Raw genomic sequence first — 19,431 nt, 5'->3', positions numbered from 1 at the left:
GGATCGCCACCCCGCTGTTCCGCAAGACAAGCTGCGGCGTCTCCGCCGCGCACGCCGTGGCCGACTACAACGGCCACTGGGGCGTCCCCGAACTCTGCGACATCTGCCCCACCCGCCAGATCGACCTTTGCCGAGCCGGCCACCGCCAGCCCACACCGGCAGAGTTCGAGACGGTCCTGGCGGATCTCGGCTATACCTCGGACCACCTCATCGCCGACGGCCACGTCTGGACCCACGGCCTCGGCGAACAACGCCGCTACGCCATCCAACACACCCTCGGCTTCCAGATCTNGGAACTCGACCAGCCGCACTTCCTCCACGCCCACGGCCGATCCCTCACCGGCCACCAGCCCACCGCAGACCAGGAAACCGAACTCGCCGCAGTCCAACGCGACTTCGGCACCGCAGTACGGTTCGATACCGACGACTGACTTCGCCCCGACGATCGGATGGCCGGTGACCGGTACCTGGCAGGACNCCGCGCTCGTCGCGATCGACCTCGAAGGCACCGGCGGCCAAGACGGCGATCAGGAAGACATCCTCGAAATCGCCCTCGTGCCCCTGCACGCCGGCACGGTGCAGGTCGCAGAGTCTTACACCACGGTCATCAACCCCGGTCGGCATATCGCCGTCCGGCCATGGCTCTCACCCGGCCTGACGAACCAGGTCCTCGCCGACAGTCCACCACTCGACCGAGTCGAACCCGAACTCGCCACCCGACTGCACGGCCGAATCCTCGTCGGCCACAACGTAGGCGTCGACTGGCGACTACTCCACCGCCGCTGCCCCACCGTCAAACCTGCCGGACTGATCGACACCCTTCGACTCGCCCGCCACCTCGGCGGGCGGACAGGCAATTCGCTCACCGCACTTCTCGACCGCCACAACCTCACCCGGCAGGTCACCGATCTGGCAGCAGGCAGTCAACCCCACCGCGCGCTGTGGGACGCGATCGGCGCCGGGCTGCTCCTGGCCGCCCTCGCCCACCGACTCCACCAGACACCGCTGGTCACCCTCGAGGAGCTTTACAGCGTCGCCGGAATTCCGCTTAGCAGCCCTGCATCACCCCGGCCCCCAGCCGACCACCCGGGGCTATTCTGAGCGAAGTCGATCCGTTCTGCCCGCGCTGTAGATATGGCACCCCAGTCAACGGCCACGCCCCAGGAGGACCGGCAAGCGGGCGGCGATCAGAGACGCGCGTTGCCGCANCGCCTACCGATCCCGAGCGGCCTTTCGACCTATCATTGTTATTTGATGATGATTATGCCGCTTTCGTTGCACCGAGATCTCAGCTCCTCACTTGGAAAAATAGTTTTCCTTCGTGTATCGCAAATCCGCACGCCTCGTAAAATCTTCGAGCGGCGATGTTGGTCATATCCGTCATCCATTCGACGCGGCTACAGTTCTGTGCGACGGCGATTTCGTGTAGCCGGTTCATCAGAAGTCGACCCACCCCCTTCCGTCGTGCTGCTTCCACGACATAAAGTTCCTTGAGAAAAAGGGAGTGGGTCACGCCGGCGGCGGGCCAGAGATAGGAGTAAGCTGCCATTCCGATAAGGTGGCCGTTGTTGTGGGCCAGGAGAACCTGTGCCGCCGGAGGTGTTCCAAAGACCAGCTTTTTGATCTGCGCGACCTGCGCATCGCGCGGCTGCGTCGGCGTCGCGCCGTAGAAGGTGTCCAGCTCTTCCATGAGGCCTGCCATCGCTTCGACATCGTCAGGGACAGCGGGATCAATACTGATGGTCATGGTGCAGAAGTCTAAGCCCCCCTTCCGGCGGCTCGGCGGGCAGCGCCAGCACCTCGCCCAAGTCTCGGACAGCCGGGAGGGCTTGGTGTCGAGGTGGGATCATCTGGGCCAGTTCACGGGCGCGTTGCGCTATGAGGCCGCTGCGGTGTTGGGGTGGCAGCTTCAGGAAGACGTCCGCGGCATGGGCGACGCCTTCAATTATATGGCCGTCGTGGATGAGGCAGTCGGCCCGGTCGAGATGGATGAGAGTGCGGTCCAGATAGTCGCCGGTCGGATACAGGTCGAGGGCGAGGTCTCCGGCCTCAATGGCAAGGCGAGTGTCGTGCAGATGGGNAAGGGCGTTTCCTTGGTGGAATCGGAGTTGGGCCTCGTTGTATCCGAAGGCGGAAGGGGTCACGTCGTCCGGGCCAAGGGCGGCGAGGATGACTTCGGCGCGGGTCATGGCGGCGTTCGCGTCGGCACTACGGCCAAGGGCGGCATGGGCGCGGGCTTCCAGTGCGGCGGCCAGAACCGCGCCGACGCAGGGCGTGCGCCTGGCGATGGTCTGGGCCTTCTTCGCTACGGTCACGGCCTCCTGGATCGCGCCCCCATAGAAGAGGGTGTAGGCGTCCTGGGCGCGGACCCAGGCCGAAAGGGCGACATCCCCGGCTTCGTCCGCGGCGAGGCGGGCAGTGCGTCCCCACGCTCGTGCTGCGGCCGGTTCGCTGAGTTTGATGAGGGTCAGGTTGATCAGCCCGGCTAGCTGGGCGGTCAGGCGGGTGAGGTGTCGCGCGGCTCGGAGCGATGGCCGCCGTTCCAGCAGCCCCTGCACGTCGGCAAAGTCGTGGGCGAGATCGGCCAAGAGCAAGCCAGGTGGGGAGAAACGGGTGGCGCGGCCGTGGGCCTCGACGACCTGATCCCAGTCATCGAGGCTGGCGGGACTTACATCGCTGGTGGTTAGTAGGTGGGTGGCCTGCGTCCGCAGAGCTTCCAGCCGGTGCATGGTGGTCGCGGCCCCCGAGGACGTAGCGTTGCCGTCGGATGGTCGCAGCCTGAACCACAGCAGCTCTTCGGGGATGCCGAGTACCTGGGCCCAGCGGATGAGCTTGGTCAGATCGGTGATGGGTTCGCCNGACTCGATGCGGGACAGCTGGGTTTGGGTGATGCCCATCCATCCGGCCACTGCCTCCTGGGACAACGGCGGGACGTGGTGCGGGNGGATGCGGTATGCCGCGATGACCCGGCCCATGTGCCAGGCGTCGAGGGCGTCGAGCAGGTCGCGGGAGCTCTGCCAGAACGCTAGAGGCAGCGCTGCTGGTTCGTTGGCACTGGTCGGAGCCTTACGTTGACAGGGACCACAAAGGCCAGTCGCGTTGTCCCGCGCCAAACGTGCGCCGCACTGACAGTGACGAATTCCGGCCTCATGGCCACGCATCGTAATGCCCCGCCTTCTCGGAACCTCCCGCGACCTCAGTGTATCCGTTGCAGCGGATTCTCATGTCCATAGTACATAGCCCCATACGTGGCACGTATGGCATGGATGGGCCAGGGATGCCAGAGTCTGAACCAGGCCCNGGTGCCAGGCCGATCGCCTACACCACTCTCCTCGGCGCTGGGCGCCAGCCAAGTGATTCTGGAAGGAGTGTTGAGCTGATCGGGTAGGGAGAGAATCTGTACCTCATCCGAGGCCTTCCTCAATTCCTCGACGAGACCCTAGCGCCCGAGACGCTGTTCGCTAGGCTAGCGTAGAACGCCGAACAGATCGGTAGCAATGCTAGCTTTTTGTAACACGATTCCTGCGGCGCTCGCTGTCTTGGTCGGGGCACTTCCGTACCTCGTGAGGTGGCTCCAGTCCATTTCTCGCTCGCGGCGCCTTCCCTGCCGAAAGCCATCTGTGTCCCCTGCGAGCGGGGAGGTTTCATTGTCAATGTAGACCCGGTGCATACCGATCGCTGTTCTCCTGCCAGCGGTCCTCGATCTGCCCTATCCGTGGCCCGTGGCATGCCAGACGGCGTGTTTTGCCCTTCACGTCCTGTGGGCGGCTGCGATTGAAATGCGGATAGGGCAGCTATACCTTCACTTTCCCTCTGGAGATCCACGTGCTTTCTCTTCCTGGCGCTGTCGCCACCTCGTTCGTGCCGACGGCGGGGTTGTTCATCGAGGAGCTTCACCATCTGCCGCTGGAGGCGGAGCAGCTCCCGAAGATTGCCGGTGCGTGCACGGCCTACACCGAGCAGGTCGAGAAGCTGGTGGAGCAGCGGGGCGGGGTCGCCGTCGCCCTCCACCAGGTGCTCAACCGGCCGCACCGGCTGTCGCCGGAGGAGGTCACCGCCGCGCTGGCCCAGGTCGACGCCTACGCCGACCTCGTCCGGGACGTCGGATACCTGTACGTCGAGTCGCTCACGGCGGGCCGGGCGCACCTGACCGACGAGCAGATCGTCGAGGCGGCCCGGCTCCGCACCGGCCAACTGGACAAGGTCAGGGCCCTGCTGCTCGGCGGCATCGGGGGAACCCGCTCCGCTGAGCCCGCGCCGGAGTCGGTCGCGGCCTGATCCCCGTCGTCTCCCTGCCCGCGCCGCGCCAGGATCCGCGGGGATCCCGTGGGTGGGGAGGCTCCATCTTCCTGGAAGGAGCAGCCATGGACAGTCCGCCCGTGGTCGCGGACTGTGCGCTCACCCGGACCGGCGACCAGATCGCGATCCGCTACGCCTCCGCCGGGGTGGAGCGTGAGCTGCGGCTGCCGTGCGCGGCCTGGGCGGGTCTGGCTGCCGCGGTCCGCGCGGGCACGCTCGACGCGCTAGATGACAGGTGGGTGCGTTGGACCGGCCGGAACGCGGTCGGCTTCGCGGCCCTGCGCGGCGGTCAGCTCCACCTCATCCACGGCGATCAGTACCCCCGCGAGTACCGCCTACCGGCTTCGGCGTGGGAGGCGGTCACGGCGGCGGCCCGCGGCACTGAAAGCGACCCTCTCATGGCAGCAGGAGTCCAGTGACGACCACAAATCACGAAGGGATCGAGTCTCAGCCTCGGGAATGGTGGCAGACAATGACTGATTCTTCGCTGTCCTCGGTGGACCTGAAGACCGGCCAGCCGCATTCGGCGCGGATGTACGACTATTACCTGGGTGGGAAGGACAACTTCCCGGCGGATCGGGACGCCGCGGAGCGCGCTCTCACCGTTTTTTCTGCGGCTCGGGTGATGGCGCAGCAGAACCGGGCGTTCATGGTCCGGGTGACGCGGTATCTGGCCGGTGAGGTCGGGGTTCGGCAGTTCCTCGACGTCGGGACGGGTATCCCGACCAGCCCGAATTTGCATGAAGTCGCCCAGGGGGTCGCCCCGGACGCCCGCGTCGTGTATGCGGACAACGATCCGATCGTGCTGACCCACGCCCGTGCGCTGCTGACCAGCACCCCGCAGGGCCGGACGGCCTACCTCGACGCCGATCTGCGCGACCCCGAGCGGATCCTGGCCGCGCCGGAGCTGCGGGACACCCTGGACCTGACCGAGCCGGTCGCGCTGTCCGTCATCGCGATCCTCCACTTCGTGCCCGACGACGCCGACCCGTACGGGATCGTCCGCCGGCTGCTGGAGGCGTTGCCCTCCGGGAGCTATCTGGCGCTGACCCACGCGACCGCCGATCTCGATCCGGCGGCGGGGCAGATGGCGGAGAAATACCGGGAGCAGGGGATCACCGCGGTCGAGCGCAGCCACGCGCAGATAACCAGCTTCTTCGCCGGCTTGGAGCTGGTCGACCCGGGTGTGCAGGTGGCCCACCGGTGGCATCCCGACGACCCGACGGCCGCGGATCTCACGGATGCGCAGGTGAGCATCTACGCCGGGCTCGGACGCAAACCATGAGCGCGTTCACCCCGGATGATCCCCTGCCCGCTATCGAGGTGGATGGGGCAGTGGATTCCGAGACCGTGCGGGAGTTGCTGCTGGAGGGGGCCGGTGCGGGCTCGGTCCTGACCCTGTCCAACCAGGACCTGCCGGGCCCGTGGGCCAGCGCGGGCCAGCCGGTGGAAACGCTGGAATCGGTGCCGGAGGACTGCATTGACGGTGTTCTCGCCGTTCAGGGGTTCACCACGGTGCCGGTGCGGCCCCGGATGGGCCAGATCGCCCGGGTGCTGCGGATCGGGGGCTGGTTCGGTTTGGCCCAGTCGGATCACACCTGTACGTTCGCGGGCCTGCAGCTGGGCGGGTGGACAGGCCGGGAACGCCGGGCCCTCGACGCGGCGCTGCTCGCTGCGTTTCCGNACCAGCGGGGCGCGGTGGTCGAGGAGCTGATCTGGGAGGCCCGGGAGCAGGGGCTGCGTCCAACCCGTCTGCATCTGGGATTCGCCCACCGGCAGGTGGGGGCCGGGGATCTGGATGACTACCTGCGTGAGGGGCCTGCGGCCGGGATACCCGGCCCGCTGGATCGGATCACCGCCGCGGCCGGGGTGACGCTGGCCGACCGGTACGCCGAAGCGTGGAAGGAGGCGACCGCGGCCGGTCCGGTGACGGTGTCCACGCCGATGGTCGTCCTGGCCGCGCGACGGGTGGCGCGAGATCCGCTGGCGCCCGTCGCCGGGCGCCCGCGCCGTCTCCCCTTGCTGGCCGAGCCGATCCGCAGCCCTCGCCCGGAAGCAGAGCGGGCGATCATGGATGCTCTGGGTAGACATCGGCGGCACTGGGACGACCTGGTCGCCGGGACGCGCAGCGAGTCCCGGCGGGAACGGCAGGGGTCGGCATGAGGCCCACCCGGCCGGCGACCACCGCCGCCGTCGGGCGCGGCGGTGAGCTGGGCCGCGGGCGATGAGCGGCGAGGCGGACCGCCGGGCGCGGTGGACGTTCGCAGAGGAGGATCCACTGCCGCTGCTGGTCGGCGGGGCAGGGCTGAGGGACCTGGTGTACGCACGAGCCGACCTGGGGTCCGGTGCACGGGTGCTGGATTTGGGCGGGGACCCGCATCTGTCCCGTGAGGTGGCCGAGCACGCCGGTGCCGGCACCGAGGTCGTGGTGCTCGTAGGCGACGACGTCCAGGTCTGGAACGGGCTGGCGCTGGACGACGGCGCGGTGGAGCTCGTCGTCGGCAACGACGCGCTGCGGGGCCCACTCGTTCCGNCATTGACCGAGATCGCCCGGGTGGTGCGCCGCGGCGGGTGGGTCAGCCTCATCCAGCCGGCGCATGGCCGGGTGTTCACGCCCGCGCTGGCCGAAGACGGGCCGGTCTCGCAGCAGGTACTGGAAGGCGAGGTGATCTGGGCGGCGCGCGCCGTCGGACTGCTGCCCGTCATGGTCGGCCTGGGATTCCAATACCGTGAGGCCCCGGTGGGCGCCGTCGACGGTGTNCGCAGCCCGGTTACGGCCCTGCCCGTCACGCTCGCGACCCCTGTCGTGCAGATCGACGCTGTCCGCGTCGATCCGCGTCCGGACCGTACCGTTCCACCGGGCAGCGGGCCCGAGTGGTACGAGGCCTACCGGCGGGCGCTCGACCAGGCCCTCGCCGCGGGGATTCCACCCGCCGCCTGGCAGATCGCGCAGGCGATCGGAAATCACCTTGCCCGCGAGAGCGACCCGCTCTGCCACTGGCCGAACAGGGTCGCCCCCATGTGGACCCCCTTTCACACTCCCGGCGACCCGCGATGACACCGACTTTTGGAGATGCGATGCCCCCCGACGGTGAGAGCGACGTGAACGCCAAGCTCCTGGCGGAGTTCCAGCGATTCGTCCGCTACTGCAGGCTGTGCCTCGGTGCCGGTGTGCTCGTCTCGATCGCGGTCATGCTGTCGAGGGTCCTGTGAGCGCCGACGACGATGCTGACCTGCACTCCCATTCCAGCGAGTCGGACGGCACCGTCCGCCCGAAGGTACTCGTCCGCCTGGCCTCCGAGGCGGGACTGAAATACCTCNGGTTGACCGATCACGACATCACCAGCGGCATCGACGAGGCCGCCGCCGCGCTGCCCAGCGGGCTGACGCTGGTGCCGGGCGCGGAGCTGTCGTGCTCGGTGACGGTGAACGACCGGCCGCGCACGGTGCACGTGCTGGCCTACCTGTTCAACCGCGAGGACCCGGCGCTGGGCGAGGTGATGGGCCGCGTCCGTGATGACCGGGAACGGCGGGCCCGGGAAATCGTGGCGCTGCTGGCAGCGGACGGCCACCGGGTGACCTGGGAGGCGGTGGAGGCGCTGGCCGGGACCGGGTCGATCGGGAAACCGGCCATCGCTCAGGCCCTGGTCAATGCCGGTGCCCTGCCCGACATTGAGGCGGCGTGGACCCCGGAGTGGCTCGAATCCCGTGGCCGCTACCACGTGCCGAAATGGCAGCCGGACGCCATCGACGCCATCGAACTGGTCCGGAAGGACCGCGGCGGGGTGCTCACCGACAGCCACCTGGCCACGTTGGCCGCGGCCGGTCTGTTCGGGATCGAGGTCTTCCATCCCGAGCACGACGCCGACCAACAGCTCCGGCTGCGCGGGCTCGCCGCCGACCTCGGCGTCGAGCCGATGGGGTCCAGCGACTATCACGGCGACCGCAAACCCCAGGGGCTTGGCGCGCACCGCACCTCCCGCGAGGTGGTGGAGCGGCTCATCGCTGCCGCCTCCGGTGCCACGCCGATCCGCGGCTGATGGGTTCTTCCCGATCGCGGCGGCCCCGGTCGCGGGGGTCGGATCTCGATGGCCTGCCCGAGCGGACCCGCCGGGACATCGAGGAGGCGACGCGGTCGGCGAACGTGTGCCTCGCGAGCGCCTTCACCTCCTGCTTTCTGATCATCGTCATGGCGCACGTCGTCTAGATCGTCCGTGCGGGCTGTCGCCGGTACGGGCGGAGAGTTCTGAGGAGTGCAGGTGGGGGAGATGACCGCGGGATCGGCGGTGTGGTTGGGGCGGTTTTTGGGCGTGCTCGATGCTGCGGGCAGGGCGGCGGCCCTCACCCTCGGCGTGGAGCAGGTCCTCGACGCCCACACGGTGATCGTCTGGCAGGACGCGCCGGCGGACGAGATGGTGCTGCTGGTGACCGGGTGGGCGCGCAGCACCAGCATCACGCCGTCCGGGCGGATCGCGATGCTCGACATCCACCATCCCGGCGACATCCTGGCCGACCGGCCAGGTGCGCCACGGGCCGCGACGGTAACCGCCGGCAGTACCGCACGGGTGCGCAGGATCCCGCACCGCGACATCGCCGCGTTCCTGACCACCCACCCGGGGGCCGGGGCTGCGTTCCGGCAGAGTCTGTGCGCCCAGCGGCGCGCCACCCGCCGGGCATGGTGGACAGACCCTCACGTCCCGGTCCAGAACCGGGTGGCCAGGCTCCTGCTCGATCAGGAGCAGGCATTCGGTCAGGACCCGACGCACACCGGCGGGATCCCGCTGGTTCAACGCGACCTCGCCGCCATGCTGGGCATGTCGATGTCCCTAGTCCAAACCGCGGTGAGCGGCCTGCGTAACGCCGGCTATCTCGAAGTCGTCTCCCGCCGCATCCACCTCATCAACCTGGCCGGACTGCACCTGCTGGCCGAGGAACCCCCGCCCACGCAGGGCCTGCGCTGCCCGCTGCGGGCGGAGAACTGCGTGGTCTGCGGGGAGGGCCGGTGACCCGCCCGCCCTCACGCGGGCGCCGCAGCCAGTTTCTGGTGCAGAACCGCGCGGCGCTGCTCCGGCTCTCCGCACGCCCACCGCAGGTGCCGGCCGGCCGCCTCACCGACGAGCAGGAACGTACGTTCCGCGCCCGCACCCGCCGGGTGGGCATGATCGGCGTCTGGTATGCCGCCGCAGCCGCGGAGCTGCACCGGTCGGATCGGCGTCCCGCCGGCATCGGCCTGCCCCCGGCGGCCGCCGGCGCCGACAGGTCCGAAACCGATGGGCCGACCGCGGCCTGGTGGGGGCGGTGTGTTGATGGATGAGGAAACGACCCCATCGCCAGAGCGGGACCTGTGGCGGGCTGCTGGGGACGCGCGGCCGCCAATGGGGGAGTGCGTCGTGGCAGTGGCCGCGCTGCTGGCTTTGATCCTGGTGGCGCTGACAACTCCGCATCTCCCATGACCGGTGATACGGCGCAGGTGCGGCACCTTCACGCCGGCTGCCGTGCCTCCGGCGTGTCTCGGAGCCGTCCGGAGTTGCAGCGGTGGGCAGGCCGGTTCCTCGGCGATCTGGACCCGCAGGCCCGCGCCGCCGTCCTGAGCCTGGGCCGCGGCGACGCGATCGCCGCGGGTGGGCCCGTTGTGAACGTCGCGGGTCAGGTTGTCGTGCTGCTCTCCGGCTGGGTGAAGGTCACCGCCAGTGCGGAGACCGGGAGGTCGTTCATGCTCGCGATCCATCACGCCGGTGAGGTGGTGGACGTGGACGCACTGGCAGCGCAGGGAGGGGCGCAGGTGACCGCAGGCGCACTCACGCTGACCCGGCGGATCTCGGCCGCCGGGTTCGCGGAGGTTCTTGCCGCGCATCCCAGCGCCCGGGAGGCGTACTGCCGCGCGCAGTGCGCCCTGCTCCGGGAAGCGACCCGGCAGTGGATCACGGGTCTCGCGCCGGTCGCCGTGCGCGTCGCGCGCACGCTGCTCAAGCTGTGCCGCGGCTTCGGGGGCCGGCGGGACACGGCGGGGCGAGTAGTGATCCCGCTGAGCCAGCCGGAGATCGCTCAACTCGCGGATGCCTCCCTTCCGGCGGTGCACCGTGCGCTGACCGGCCTGCAGGACACCGGTGTCCTCACGCTCCGCCGCCGCGCCATCGGCGTCGTCAACCTGCCCGCGTTGGTGGCCGCCGCCGGAACAGGCGCCCCGCTGGCCGCCCACGAGGCAGAACTGCCGGATGCCTGCCCTGGCTGCCCGCGGCCGCCGGTCTCATCCCAGTGGGGGGACAAGCCACGCCGGCCCACCCGGATCAATCGTCCAGAGGAGGCTCCGTGACTGACGANGAGGATCGGCGGCTGCTGGTCGGCGACGACGAGCAGTCGGTCGATCGGCCGGCATGTCGACTCGTGACGTCGACGGGGNGTCGTGTGGCGTCACCAGACGGGTTGCACTGCGCCCAGGCCTGTCTGGTCATGGCGGTGGAGAGGCTGGGCCATCCGCAGCGGCTGACCCTCGCCGAGGCCGAACAGATCACCGGCTTCCGGGCGGGGGTGGAAACGTGGCCGTACGCGATGCTCGCCTGGCTCGCCGAGAACGGTTACGAGGTCCGGCACGAGGACGCACTCGACGCTGTCGCGTTGACGCGGGACCCAGAGGCGGAGCTGCGACGCTCGGGTCTGGACGAAGAATCCCTGACCTACCTGATGACGATCAGNGACTTCGAGCGGGAACGTGCGGCGATCACCCGCTGTTTGGCCAGCAGACAGGTGTCCTTCGCACCCGGCATCCCTGACCCGCGGCTGTTGCCGAGCCGGCTGCACGCCGGCTGGCTGCCACTGCTGTCCCTGGACGCCGCGGTTCTCGCCCGCCGGGACCGGGGCGGGTTCGAGGGACATATGGTCCTCGTGACCGCGACGATCGGTGACTACGCGCTGGTGCAGGACCCGGGGCCGCCGGCCCGCTGGGACTGGGCAGTCCCACTGCCGCACCTCGCGACGGCCCTGNGGTCCCCGGCCGAGACCTCGGGAACGATCACTTATGTCAGGTCGACGACGGGATATGCCGCGCCGGGCCCGGAACTGCGGTCCGAGGGGGCTCCGTGATTCCCGCGATCCGGCTGAGGGCCGCGACGGTCCAGGGCCTGGACGGTATGCAGGCTGGTCGGCTACGCGCGGCCCTGGCCTGGGCACACCGGCGCGCGAGCCGCACGGGGACGTTTCCTGCCACCTTGCTGGCGGACCGTCTGCAGGTGCCGGTCGACGAGGCGGCGACCCTGCTCAACAACCTCGCTCTACTCGGCATGGCCGAGCGGTACCGCGCGTCCAGTGATGCCTCGGTGTATGCGTGCGGGCCACTGCTCGCTGCGACGCCGGCCTCCGACCCCGGGGCACGCCCGCAGGAGGAGATCCTGCCGCGGGAGTTGTGGGCGGCGATCATCATCGCCCAGGCCGAGACTGGCTTGGCCTCGGGCGAGGCCATCGCCGAACTGCTGGACGCGGCCCGGCGCGTGGACCGGGTCGATGTGACGTTGCGCCTCGTGGTGCTGGCCGTGCGGGGACTGCTCCTGCTGGGCCCGGACCAGGGTGCAGCGCACCGCCAGTGGCAGGCGACCGCCCGCGGAACCTGCCGATCCCGCGACCTGCTGGCACGGGCGCTCACCGACCACGAGGTGTGGACGGTGCTCGGCGCCGACCCCTTGGACGTCGATGCTGACGTGGACCTCCTCACCGCCGCCCGCCNCCTCGGTGTCGCCGGGGAACGGTTGGAAGGGTGGGTGGACCGGCACACCCGCGCCGGTCATTTCGCCCGGGTCGGCCCGGGGCTGCGGCTCACCGACGTCGGGCGGGAGGCGATCAACGCCGTGCGGGAAGGCCCGGGCAGTGAGACCGCACCCCTGCCGCCACCAAGCTGGCCCCTTCCGCTGCCTAGGGACGGAGCCGGGGTGCGGCGCGCGGGGTGGTGCCCGCGCGCCGCACCCATACCCCGCGCCTGCGGCGGAGGTTCGGGATGCCGGGTGAGCCGTCGCCTGGGGCAGGGGATCGAGCGGGTGGCCGTCCGGGACCTGCGCGCGGCGGTGCTCTGGGCGCAGGTCCGCACCGCACACGCGGGCGTGTTCTCCGCCAGCCAGGTCGAGGTGCCAGCAACGGCCCAGGACGTGAGCCGCTGGTTGAACGTTCTTGCCACGATCCGACTCCTCTCCCGCTACCAGACGGTGAGCGGCCTATGGATGTACGCCTGCCGACCCCCGCTCGCCGTGCCCGCCCCGGACGGCGTACGTCCGCTCGACACGATCTCGCCGCCGGAGTGGTGGGCCGCGGTGGTCACGGCGCAGCTCCAGACCGGAAAGGCCTCCGCAGCGCAGATCGCCGCGCTCCTCGACACACAGACCGGTCGGGTGGACCGGATGGACCTCCTGCTGCGGCTCGCGGCGCTGGCCGCCGGCGGGCGGCTGCGCGCCTGCACCGACGGCACCACCAGGCTGCCTCCCACCGACATCGGATGGACGACCGTCACCACAACACCACCGCCACCATGACGCGCCGGGCCAGCGGCGGGCTTGCCGGGTTCCTGCGGGCGCAGACCACCGGCGGGCTGCTCCTCGTCGGTGCGACGGTGGCCGCCCTGGTCTGGGCGAACGTCGCNCCCGGCNNCTACCNCGCGGTGTGGTCCACGCCGGCCGGTCTCGGCCCGGCCTGGCTGCACCTGGCCGACCTGCACGTCACCGACTGGGTCGCCGACGCCCTGCTCGCCGTCTTCTTCTTCACCGTCGGCCTGGAACTGCGCCGCGAACTGACCGTCGGCGCCCTGGCCGACCGCGCCAGCGCGGCACTGCCCGTCGCCGCCGCGGCCGGCGGCATGCTCGCCCCCGCGCTGATCTGCCTGGCCCTCACCCACCACACCCCCGGCGCCGGGCGCGCCTGGGCCATCCCCGTGGCCACCGACATCGCCTTCGCCCTCGGGGTGCTGTCCCTGGCGGGCCGCCGGGCCCCGACGGGGCTGCGCACCGTGCTGCTCGGCCTCGCCGTCGCCGACGACCTCGGCGGCATCCTGCTCATCGCCGTCGGCTTCAGCAACGGCATCAACCCCGGCTGGCTGGCCGCCGCCGCCGCCCTGCTCGCCGCCACCGCCCTCGCCCACCGCCGGCGCTGGGGCTCACCGCTGCTGCACATCCCGCTCGCCGTGGCCACCTGGGTCNGCGTGCACGCCGCCGGCCTCCACGCCACCGTCGCCGGCGTCGCCCTCGGCCTGCTGGTGCGGGCCCGACCCGACCCCGGCGAACCCGAGGCGCCGGCCACCCGGCTCGAACGGCGTCTGAGCCCGCTCTGCGCGGCCGTGGTCCTCCCCGCGTTCGCACTGTCCGCCACGGGGGTGTCCCTCGCCCCGTCGGCCCTGCTGCACGTCGCCACCGACCCGATCAGCCGGGGGGTGGCCGTCGGGCTCGTCGCCGGCAAGCTCCTCGGCGTCCCCACCGGGGCGTGGCTGGCCGTACGCCTCGGGATCGCCCGCCTGCCCGACGGCGTCCGCTGGCGCCACCTCGTCCCCCTCGGCCTGCTCGCCGGCATCGGCTACACCGTCAGCCTGCTCCTCGCCCGCCTCGCCCTCCCCGACCCGGCCGCGGTCGAAGGCGCCTCCACCGCGATCCTCACCGCGTCCGCCGCGGCCAGCGCCCTCGCACTGGTTTGCCTACGTCNGCACCCGATCGATGGTGCGATCCTCATCGGGGCGCGGACGCCCGGCGTTGCGACATCGTCCCAGCCGGCGTCCCTCGGGAGGTCCGGCAGCGCGGGGGTTCCGTCTCCGGCGAGGACGCGATCTCAGAAGTAGGCCTGGCTGATCCAGCCGATCCAGGAGCCGGCAGCAAGACAGAAGATCATGACAAGTACGACGAGCGCGAGGACGAGGCGCGCGGAAATGCCTTCTTCGGATTGGTAGTGGGGAAGCCAGCCGGACTATGGGGGTCTCCTTGCGATGAGGCGGGACGTTCTCCGGTTCGGGGNGTGGAGGNGTTCCTTTTCGGGGCCTTGTCAGCCGAGGTGGGCTGGTGCATGTCGTAGCTCGTCGATGAGGTGCTGGTACTGGAGGGTGTGCGCGGCGGAGCTGAGGCGGAGGCGGACGAGGCTGCCCATCATGGCGAGTTCGAGATCGCCGTGGTGGACGCCGGTTTCGGCGACCATCCAGTGCGGGACGCACAGCGTTTCCCCGGGAGAGTGGAGAAAGACAGNGGTCTGCAGGTTGCTGATGAAGACGAGCCCTTGGCCGTGATCGAGGAGGGGGGATCCGTCCGTGTGGGGCCGGGTGGACCAGGCGTGGCAGGGGCTGGAGGCGTACACCTGCTCGCCCGGGTAGCACCAGCCGGGTGGGTGCNCCCATGTGGTGCGGGGCGGGCGACCGGGCGGGAGCGTCGCCTCGTCGTGGATCGCGAAGAGTCTTCGCAGGCCCCGTAGGCGTCGGGGGGTGTGGGTGGGCATGTCGGAGGGGTCGTGGTTCATGCGCGGGGCTCGCCGGGTCGGGTGCGCAGGAGGCGGGCGAGCAGGGCGGTGGTGGCGGGGCTGACCTGGGTGTCGAGCGCGGCGAGGCGGGTAGCGAGCCGATCGTGGACGCGACGGACTTCAGCGAGGCGTCCCGCGGCGCCGTGCAGGCGCATGAGATGGGTGTACAGCGGCTCGAAATGGGGGTCGGTGGTGCGTAGCGCCTGCTCGAGGACGGCTGCCGCGCCGGTGGGGTCGTCGTCGGCGATCAAGTCGGCGAGGTCCTGGTGGGCGGCGATGGCCTGCTGTTCCCAGGCGGTGGCGGGCCCGGCGGCCCAGGCCGCATCCAGCTCACCGCAGAACCGCCCCTGGTAGGCGGCGACGGCGCGGCGTAGCGCGGCGATGCGCGGCGGGTCGGAACTGGCGTGCTCGGCGTCGGCGAGCGCGGCCTGGAACTCCCACAGGTCGCAGCGGGCGCCGTCGCGTAGGAGGAGCCGGTAGCCCCTGGNCCTCGTCTCGATGGTGATCGAGCCGCTGGCGGCGTGCTGGCAGGCGTCCCGTAGCCGGCGGATCGCCTGATGGATCTGGTTTTTCGCGCGGATCGGGTCAGCGTCGGNCAGCAGGTCACGGACGAGGGCGGTGGTGGTGGCGCCATCGCGGTGGGCGGCGAGGTAGGCGGCGATTTCCATGCTCAGCAGGCCGTGGTACGCCTGCCCGGCCGCGTCGGCGAGGTGGGGCCGGCCGAACGTCACCAGCCGCACCATCGGCGTTGCAGTGGGCGGCGTCGCGGTGAACGGCGTTGCGGTGGACGAGGTGGCGGCTGGGGGTGTGGCCGGGCGCGGTGCGGCGCTGGTGNGCCGTGNCCGCGTCGGGGCGGGTGGTGGGATCGCCGGGGGCGCCGGAGGCCGGTAGCCGAGGAGGGGAACGGTCACCTCGGCGCCCGCGTCGAGGCGTGTCGCCTGGCGTAGTACCCGTAGCGTCGGCGCGGCGGCGAGGGTGAACGCGCGGCGCATCGGAGGTACGTGTCGGCTGGTGAGAACCGATCCGTCTGCGGCCACGGTGTAGCCGTGGGGGGAATTTGTGCTGCCGACCAGCAGCGCGCTGACCCCGAAGTGGTGCGCCTGCGCGAGCAGGCGGCGCACCGCGGGCGCGGCGTCGTCGCCGGCTTCGTCGGTGTCGACGACGGCCAGCAGAGCGGGCAGCGGTTCGTCGGGAAAGGCGGCGCGCAGGCCGGCGAGGCCGGTGACGGCCGGTCCGGCGGCGGCCAGCTCGGCGCGTAGGCGGATCTCCGCCGCGAGATGCCGCACGGCCACGGCGAGGGTGGGGGCGACTAGGAGACCGAGGCGCGCCGGGTCGGGCAGGCCGAGGCGCCGTGCGTGCCCGGCGGTCACCACTAGCCGGCAGGGGCCGTTGCCGGGGTCCGGGCATGCCAGCATCTGCGCGAGCAGCGCGCGGAGCACCCCGGCCTGTCCCGGGCCGCTGATCTCCCAGACCGGCCGGGATAGCAGGTCGACCGTCACCACTCCCGCTGGCCCGACGCCGGCAGCAAGCTGTGCACCGCCGTTGCGTGGCCGCCCGGCGGGTCCGGGCGCGTAGGAGGCCGGGGTGCGCAGCAGTGCGGCCAGCGCCTGCGGCACGAACCCGTCGCCGTCCCCGTCCACGGCGACGGGAACGGCGGGCAGCCGGCCGGGGTGGGCCCGCAGGCCCGGGTGACGGCCGGGATGGGTCACCGTGTCCCCGCCGCCGTTCACCGGCTGCGGGACGAACCGGGTGACGGGCGTTGGTGCGGCTGACCCACGGCCCGCTGGGGGCGCGCCGACGGGCAGCACGCGGGCGTCCGTCGGCGCGCGCGCGGACAGCGGCCGCGAGGTTACTGCGGCGGGAACGGAGAAGACGGTCAGCTCACGGCCGACGCGCGGCGCCCAGCGTGGCGCGTGGACTCGCAGCGCCGACAGACGATCCCCGGCGATCGCCCCTACCGAGGCGACAACGGCCGCCGCCCACACCCCCCAGCCCGCGACCACGGCAGGACTGTCTGTGCTGGTGACAAGGACGAGTCCGGCCAGCGCCGCAACCAGCAGTCCCCACGGCCACCACCACCGAACCATGATCGACACCCTTCGGGTCGGCCTTGACGCAGCACAGAGTAGTGCACGGAAGCTGTGTCAAACAGACCCAAACAGCCCTCAAAGCCGGTTGAAGATTGCGAAAACAGGATTCATCGTGGTAACTGCCTATAACGATCATTGCCGCGGCCGGTGCCGATCCCGCCCCAGGGCGAGAAGGAGGATGNCGGGGCGGTGCGCCGACTCGACGATCTCCGGGACTGCCGGAAGACAACCCCGCGGCGTCCCGGCATGCTTGGAAAGGTTCAGCGTGGGCTGTCACCATTACGCGCGGGGCACGGTCTCGCCGCGGTCCAGCGCAGGAGAGAACCCGATGGGGTGGACGCGAGGAGCACGGCGACAAGCCCGCGAGGTTGCCGCCGTGTCCCGGTTCCGATCGCGACCGGCACGCCGCGGCGCGGTCCTGGTCGCTGCCGCCGAGTGCGTGGTCTTCCTGCTGGGGGCCGTTCTCACGGCCGGAGTCGGCCGCCGGTATGTACCGCAGCCGGTTGGATCCTCCTCGCGGCGCAGATGCCGTCCATCGGTGCCGCGGGGCTCGCCGCCGTGCTGCGCTCCTGACCGCCGCACCCGTCGCGCGGCGGGTGCCACGCCGCGGGGTCCATCGGCAACCTGACGTGCGGGGCTCCCACTTCGGGCTGGTGGGCAGCGCCAGGGCGCCCGAGCAGGAGAAGGGGATGCTGCCCAGGCCGTGGCACTGGACAGCATCCCCCGTCGCATGCGTGGTCAGTGGTTCTGCTGTGCCCCGACAGTGGCCCGGACGGCGGCGTGGTGCAGCGCCGCGGCCAGCTCCAGAGCCTCGACCGGTGTCAGGTGGCTGACGGCCAGTTGATGGGTCCATCTGGCCTGCAGCCGCAGGACGATCATCGGAAGATGTTCGGCCTGCGGGCGGATGAGGATCTCGCTGTCGACCAGCGTGGTCGTGAGCAGGGCTGCGCCGTCCCCGCCGTCCCGCAGGGCCATCACGACACCCCCGCGGCCACGGGGGCGGTTTGGAAGCGGGCGGGCCGGGCGCCCGGGTTGACCGCGACCACCTGCCCGCTGTCCACGAGTTTGGGCAGGGCGGCGGCCACCGCCCCGCTGGACCGGCCGCCCAGTTCACGGGCGATCTCACCCGCGGTCAGCTGGGCCTCCGCGTTGGCCCGCAGGAACGCGGCGATCTGCCGGCCCAGCTCCCCCGGGGCCAGCCGTTGAGAACCATCACTGTTGGCCTTCGGCGTCGCCACCGTCGGACGGGCACGGCGCCGGGCGGGCGACACCGGCGCGTTGCCTGCCCGGACGGGGCAGGCCGCCAGCGGGCACGCCACCGCCGCGCACACCCCACCACCGCCACCCGCGCCGGCCGTGGAGCCGATCGGCTGACCGGACACGTCGGCGTTCCCGGCGGTGCCGTCGTCGTGCTCCTTACCGCCGACCTTCCCCTCGACGGTGGCCTCGCCACCCGCCGCACCGTCGCCGCTCTGCGCAGGGCCGGCATCGGCGACGTCGGGTTGGGTGCCAACGTCGACACCGGGGTCGGCGCTGGTCCGGCCGTCCAGATCGTGAGGGTCCGCGTCGGGCATCGCGTTCCCATCCCGGGCAGCGTCGGGCCCGGGGCTGGGGTCCACCGTCCCAGCCGGATCGGCGTCGTCGGGACCGAGAGCCTGGGCCCCGCCCGCCTCGGGAGGGTCCGGGACGCTGATCGGTCCGCCGATGTCCATACTCGGACCGGCGTCGTTCTCGTGAGGCGGGACGACCGTATCGACCCCAGCCGGGTCCGGGTCGATCAGTGCCTGCGGGCTGGTGCTGTCCGGGCCGGGGGCGTCGAGGGCGCCGGCCGGGTTGGCGTCCTCGAGAGGGGTCAGCTCCCACAGGACCGGCCGGCGTCCGGCACGACCCGGGACCGCACCGACGTCGCCTCTGCGGACCTTTCCGTCCGCCGCGAGTTCGTCCAGAATCCGGCCGAGACTCGTTTTCGCGATGCCCGTACGCTCAGTGATCTGGCTAGCGCCGAGCGGGCCGCCGGTCAGCGCGGCCAGGACCTGTGCTTTCTCGGGCGTGACCGCGGGTGGGATCGCACTGTCGGGTGTCATGAACCGTCCCCTCGTGAATGGGATTTCCGGGTGCAGATCAGGGGTAACTCCTGATCGATATCCGCAGCCAGCAAAACACCCAGTGACATGAATCACTACACCTGTTTTCATGGCTGTTTTCCGGTTCGGCTTNCTGCCACGGATTCGATCAAGTTACGGTCCCTGTGCCCGCCATCCACCGGCGCATCGGGGAAACCGTCGGCGACCGGCCGCACGGACAACCCCACCCACCTTTTCTTGTTCTTTTCTTCTGGAGTCCGTATGAGCGCATCGCTGACCGGCGTGCTGCTGCGCGCCGAGGTCACCCGCCCCCCGGAAGCCGTGACGTTCCACGCGGACAATCTTGCGTTCTACCGCGGGGTTGTCGGTGGGAACATCGAGCCCGTCCATCTTCTCGAGCCTGCCGGGTCGGTGTACGTGAACGAAGGCGGCCTAGATCTGAGGCTGCCGATGAACCCGCGGGCGACGCTACTCGCGGCAGCAGCCAATCC

Annotated in this window: 17 protein-coding genes and 6 pseudogenes; 16 read left to right on the top strand and 7 right to left on the bottom strand. The window is 70.9% G+C overall.

The window, feature by feature from the left end; all coding sequences use genetic code 11:
* Positions 1 to 492: 492 nt before the first annotated feature.
* The gene (locus FF86_RS27760; protein ID WP_255355951.1) at positions 493 to 1,101 is read left to right on the top strand and encodes a 3'-5' exonuclease; all 609 of its coding nucleotides are present in this window, start codon (positions 493 to 495) and stop codon (positions 1,099 to 1,101) included.
* A gap of 187 nt (positions 1,102 to 1,288) precedes the next feature.
* Here the strand turns inward: FF86_RS27760 and FF86_RS32705 are convergent, their stop codons facing one another.
* From FF86_RS32705 to FF86_RS68920, 3 genes and pseudogenes are all read right to left on the bottom strand, one after another.
* Positions 1,289 to 1,747 carry a GNAT family N-acetyltransferase gene (locus FF86_RS32705; protein ID WP_082122277.1) on the bottom strand — a complete coding sequence of 153 codons (459 nt, stop codon included), beginning with the start codon at positions 1,745 to 1,747 and terminating at the stop codon, positions 1,289 to 1,291.
* Between the two features lie 334 nt (positions 1,748 to 2,081).
* Positions 2,082 to 2,858: pseudogene (locus FF86_RS68925) on the bottom strand (hypothetical protein); the annotation flags it as partial.
* Between the two features lies 1 nt (position 2,859).
* Positions 2,860 to 2,924, bottom strand: a 65-nt coding sequence (locus FF86_RS68920) for a hypothetical protein (RefSeq protein WP_396230139.1), incomplete at its 3' end; no start/stop codon positions are given.
* A gap of 901 nt (positions 2,925 to 3,825) precedes the next feature.
* Here FF86_RS68920 and FF86_RS27750 point away from each other — a divergent pair.
* From FF86_RS27750 to FF86_RS59200, 14 genes and pseudogenes are all read left to right on the top strand, one after another.
* Entirely contained in the window at positions 3,826 to 4,278 is a 453-nt protein-coding gene (locus FF86_RS27750; protein ID WP_128423403.1) for a hypothetical protein, read from the top strand.
* An 86-nt stretch (positions 4,279 to 4,364) separates the two neighbouring features.
* The gene (locus tag FF86_RS27745; RefSeq protein WP_052681496.1) at positions 4,365 to 4,718 is read left to right on the top strand and encodes a hypothetical protein; all 354 of its coding nucleotides are present in this window, start codon (positions 4,365 to 4,367) and stop codon (positions 4,716 to 4,718) included.
* 53 nt (positions 4,719 to 4,771) lie between these two features.
* Positions 4,772 to 5,584, top strand: a complete 813-nt coding sequence (locus tag FF86_RS27740; RefSeq protein ID WP_044888057.1) for an SAM-dependent methyltransferase — start codon at positions 4,772 to 4,774, stop codon at positions 5,582 to 5,584.
* 1,476 nt (positions 5,585 to 7,060) lie between these two features.
* The coding region (locus FF86_RS36690) for a hypothetical protein (RefSeq protein ID WP_206779067.1) at positions 7,061 to 7,357 on the top strand (297 nt) is incomplete at its 5' end.
* Between the two features lie 20 nt (positions 7,358 to 7,377).
* Positions 7,378 to 7,512: a hypothetical protein gene (locus tag FF86_RS63270; protein WP_255355950.1), complete on the top strand. Its 135-nt coding sequence runs from the start codon at positions 7,378 to 7,380 to the stop codon at positions 7,510 to 7,512.
* Positions 7,509 to 7,619: pseudogene (locus tag FF86_RS68915) on the top strand (phosphatase); the annotation flags it as partial. The gene FF86_RS63270 and the pseudogene FF86_RS68915, both read left to right, overlap by 4 nt.
* A gap of 1 nt (position 7,620) precedes the next feature.
* Positions 7,621 to 8,339 (top strand): phosphatase (locus FF86_RS68910; RefSeq protein ID WP_242419750.1); only part of this gene is annotated, 719 nt, incomplete at its 5' end.
* Positions 8,339 to 8,506, top strand: coding sequence for a hypothetical protein (locus FF86_RS34420; protein ID WP_157867005.1), 168 nt, complete (start codon positions 8,339 to 8,341; stop codon positions 8,504 to 8,506). The genes FF86_RS68910 and FF86_RS34420, both read left to right, overlap by 1 nt.
* A 61-nt stretch (positions 8,507 to 8,567) precedes the next feature.
* Complete coding sequence (locus FF86_RS27720; RefSeq protein WP_128423402.1) at positions 8,568 to 9,305, top strand: Crp/Fnr family transcriptional regulator; 738 nt, start codon at positions 8,568 to 8,570, stop codon at positions 9,303 to 9,305.
* On the top strand, positions 9,302 to 9,613 hold the full coding sequence (locus FF86_RS27715; protein ID WP_044888052.1) for a hypothetical protein: 312 nt from the start codon (positions 9,302 to 9,304) through the stop codon (positions 9,611 to 9,613). Before FF86_RS27720 ends, FF86_RS27715 begins: the two co-directional genes overlap by 4 nt.
* A 213-nt stretch (positions 9,614 to 9,826) precedes the next feature.
* The gene (locus FF86_RS27710) at positions 9,827 to 10,612 is read left to right on the top strand and encodes a Crp/Fnr family transcriptional regulator (RefSeq protein WP_157867004.1); all 786 of its coding nucleotides are present in this window, start codon (positions 9,827 to 9,829) and stop codon (positions 10,610 to 10,612) included.
* A gap of 1,671 nt (positions 10,613 to 12,283) precedes the next feature.
* Positions 12,284 to 12,918, top strand: a pseudogene (locus tag FF86_RS64440) (hypothetical protein); the annotation flags it as partial.
* 15 nt (positions 12,919 to 12,933) lie between these two features.
* Positions 12,934 to 13,471, top strand: a pseudogene (locus FF86_RS59205) (Na+/H+ antiporter NhaA); the annotation flags it as partial.
* 1 nt (position 13,472) lies between these two features.
* Positions 13,473 to 13,967: pseudogene (locus FF86_RS59200) on the top strand (Na+/H+ antiporter NhaA); the annotation flags it as partial.
* A 795-nt stretch (positions 13,968 to 14,762) separates the two neighbouring features.
* Here the strand turns inward: FF86_RS59200 and FF86_RS68905 are convergent.
* From FF86_RS68905 to FF86_RS27675, 4 genes and pseudogenes are all read right to left on the bottom strand, one after another.
* A complete protein-coding gene (locus FF86_RS68905; protein ID WP_396230138.1) occupies positions 14,763 to 15,209 on the bottom strand; it encodes a BTAD domain-containing putative transcriptional regulator in 447 nt (148 codons plus the stop codon).
* Positions 15,210 to 15,608: 399 nt separating this feature from the next.
* Positions 15,609 to 16,853 (bottom strand): annotated as a pseudogene (locus FF86_RS36680) (hypothetical protein); the annotation flags it as partial.
* Between the two features lie 741 nt (positions 16,854 to 17,594).
* Positions 17,595 to 17,831: a hypothetical protein gene (locus tag FF86_RS27680; protein WP_044888047.1), complete on the bottom strand. Its 237-nt coding sequence runs from the start codon at positions 17,829 to 17,831 to the stop codon at positions 17,595 to 17,597.
* The gene (locus FF86_RS27675) at positions 17,831 to 18,940 is read right to left on the bottom strand and encodes a helix-turn-helix domain-containing protein (protein ID WP_044888046.1); all 1,110 of its coding nucleotides are present in this window, start codon (positions 18,938 to 18,940) and stop codon (positions 17,831 to 17,833) included. Before FF86_RS27675 ends, FF86_RS27680 begins: the two co-directional genes overlap by 1 nt.
* A 261-nt stretch (positions 18,941 to 19,201) precedes the next feature.
* Here FF86_RS27675 and FF86_RS27670 point away from each other — a divergent pair.
* On the top strand, positions 19,202 to 19,431 hold a 230-nt coding region (locus FF86_RS27670), incomplete at its 3' end, for a DUF3846 domain-containing protein (protein WP_128423652.1).

Source organism: Frankia sp. CpI1-P (genome assembly GCF_001421075.1).
GTDB classification, from domain to species: domain Bacteria; phylum Actinomycetota; class Actinomycetes; order Frankiales; family Frankiaceae; genus Frankia; species Frankia torreyi.
The sequence above is the reverse complement of the archived record's forward strand: the minus strand, read 5'-3'. Positions and strand labels throughout refer to the sequence as shown.

Bases quoted from the DNA above. Each gene is read 5' to 3' on its own strand.
- FF86_RS32705 (WP_082122277.1), bottom strand. From the start codon at position 1,747: ATGACCATCAGTATTGATCCCGCTGTCCCTGACGATGTCGAAGCGATG.
- FF86_RS27680 (WP_044888047.1), bottom strand. From the start codon at position 17,831: ATGGCCCTGCGGGACGGCGGGGACGGCGCAGCCCTGCTCACGACCACG.
- FF86_RS27675 (WP_044888046.1), bottom strand. From the start codon at position 18,940: ATGACACCCGACAGTGCGATCCCACCCGCGGTCACGCCCGAGAAAGCA.
- FF86_RS27740 (WP_044888057.1), top strand. From the start codon at position 4,772: ATGACTGATTCTTCGCTGTCCTCGGTGGACCTGAAGACCGGCCAGCCG.
- FF86_RS27745 (WP_052681496.1), top strand. From the start codon at position 4,365: ATGGACAGTCCGCCCGTGGTCGCGGACTGTGCGCTCACCCGGACCGGC.
- FF86_RS27720 (WP_128423402.1), top strand. From the start codon at position 8,568: ATGACCGCGGGATCGGCGGTGTGGTTGGGGCGGTTTTTGGGCGTGCTC.
- FF86_RS63270 (WP_255355950.1), top strand. From the start codon at position 7,378: ATGCCCCCCGACGGTGAGAGCGACGTGAACGCCAAGCTCCTGGCGGAG.
- FF86_RS34420 (WP_157867005.1), top strand. From the start codon at position 8,339: ATGGGTTCTTCCCGATCGCGGCGGCCCCGGTCGCGGGGGTCGGATCTC.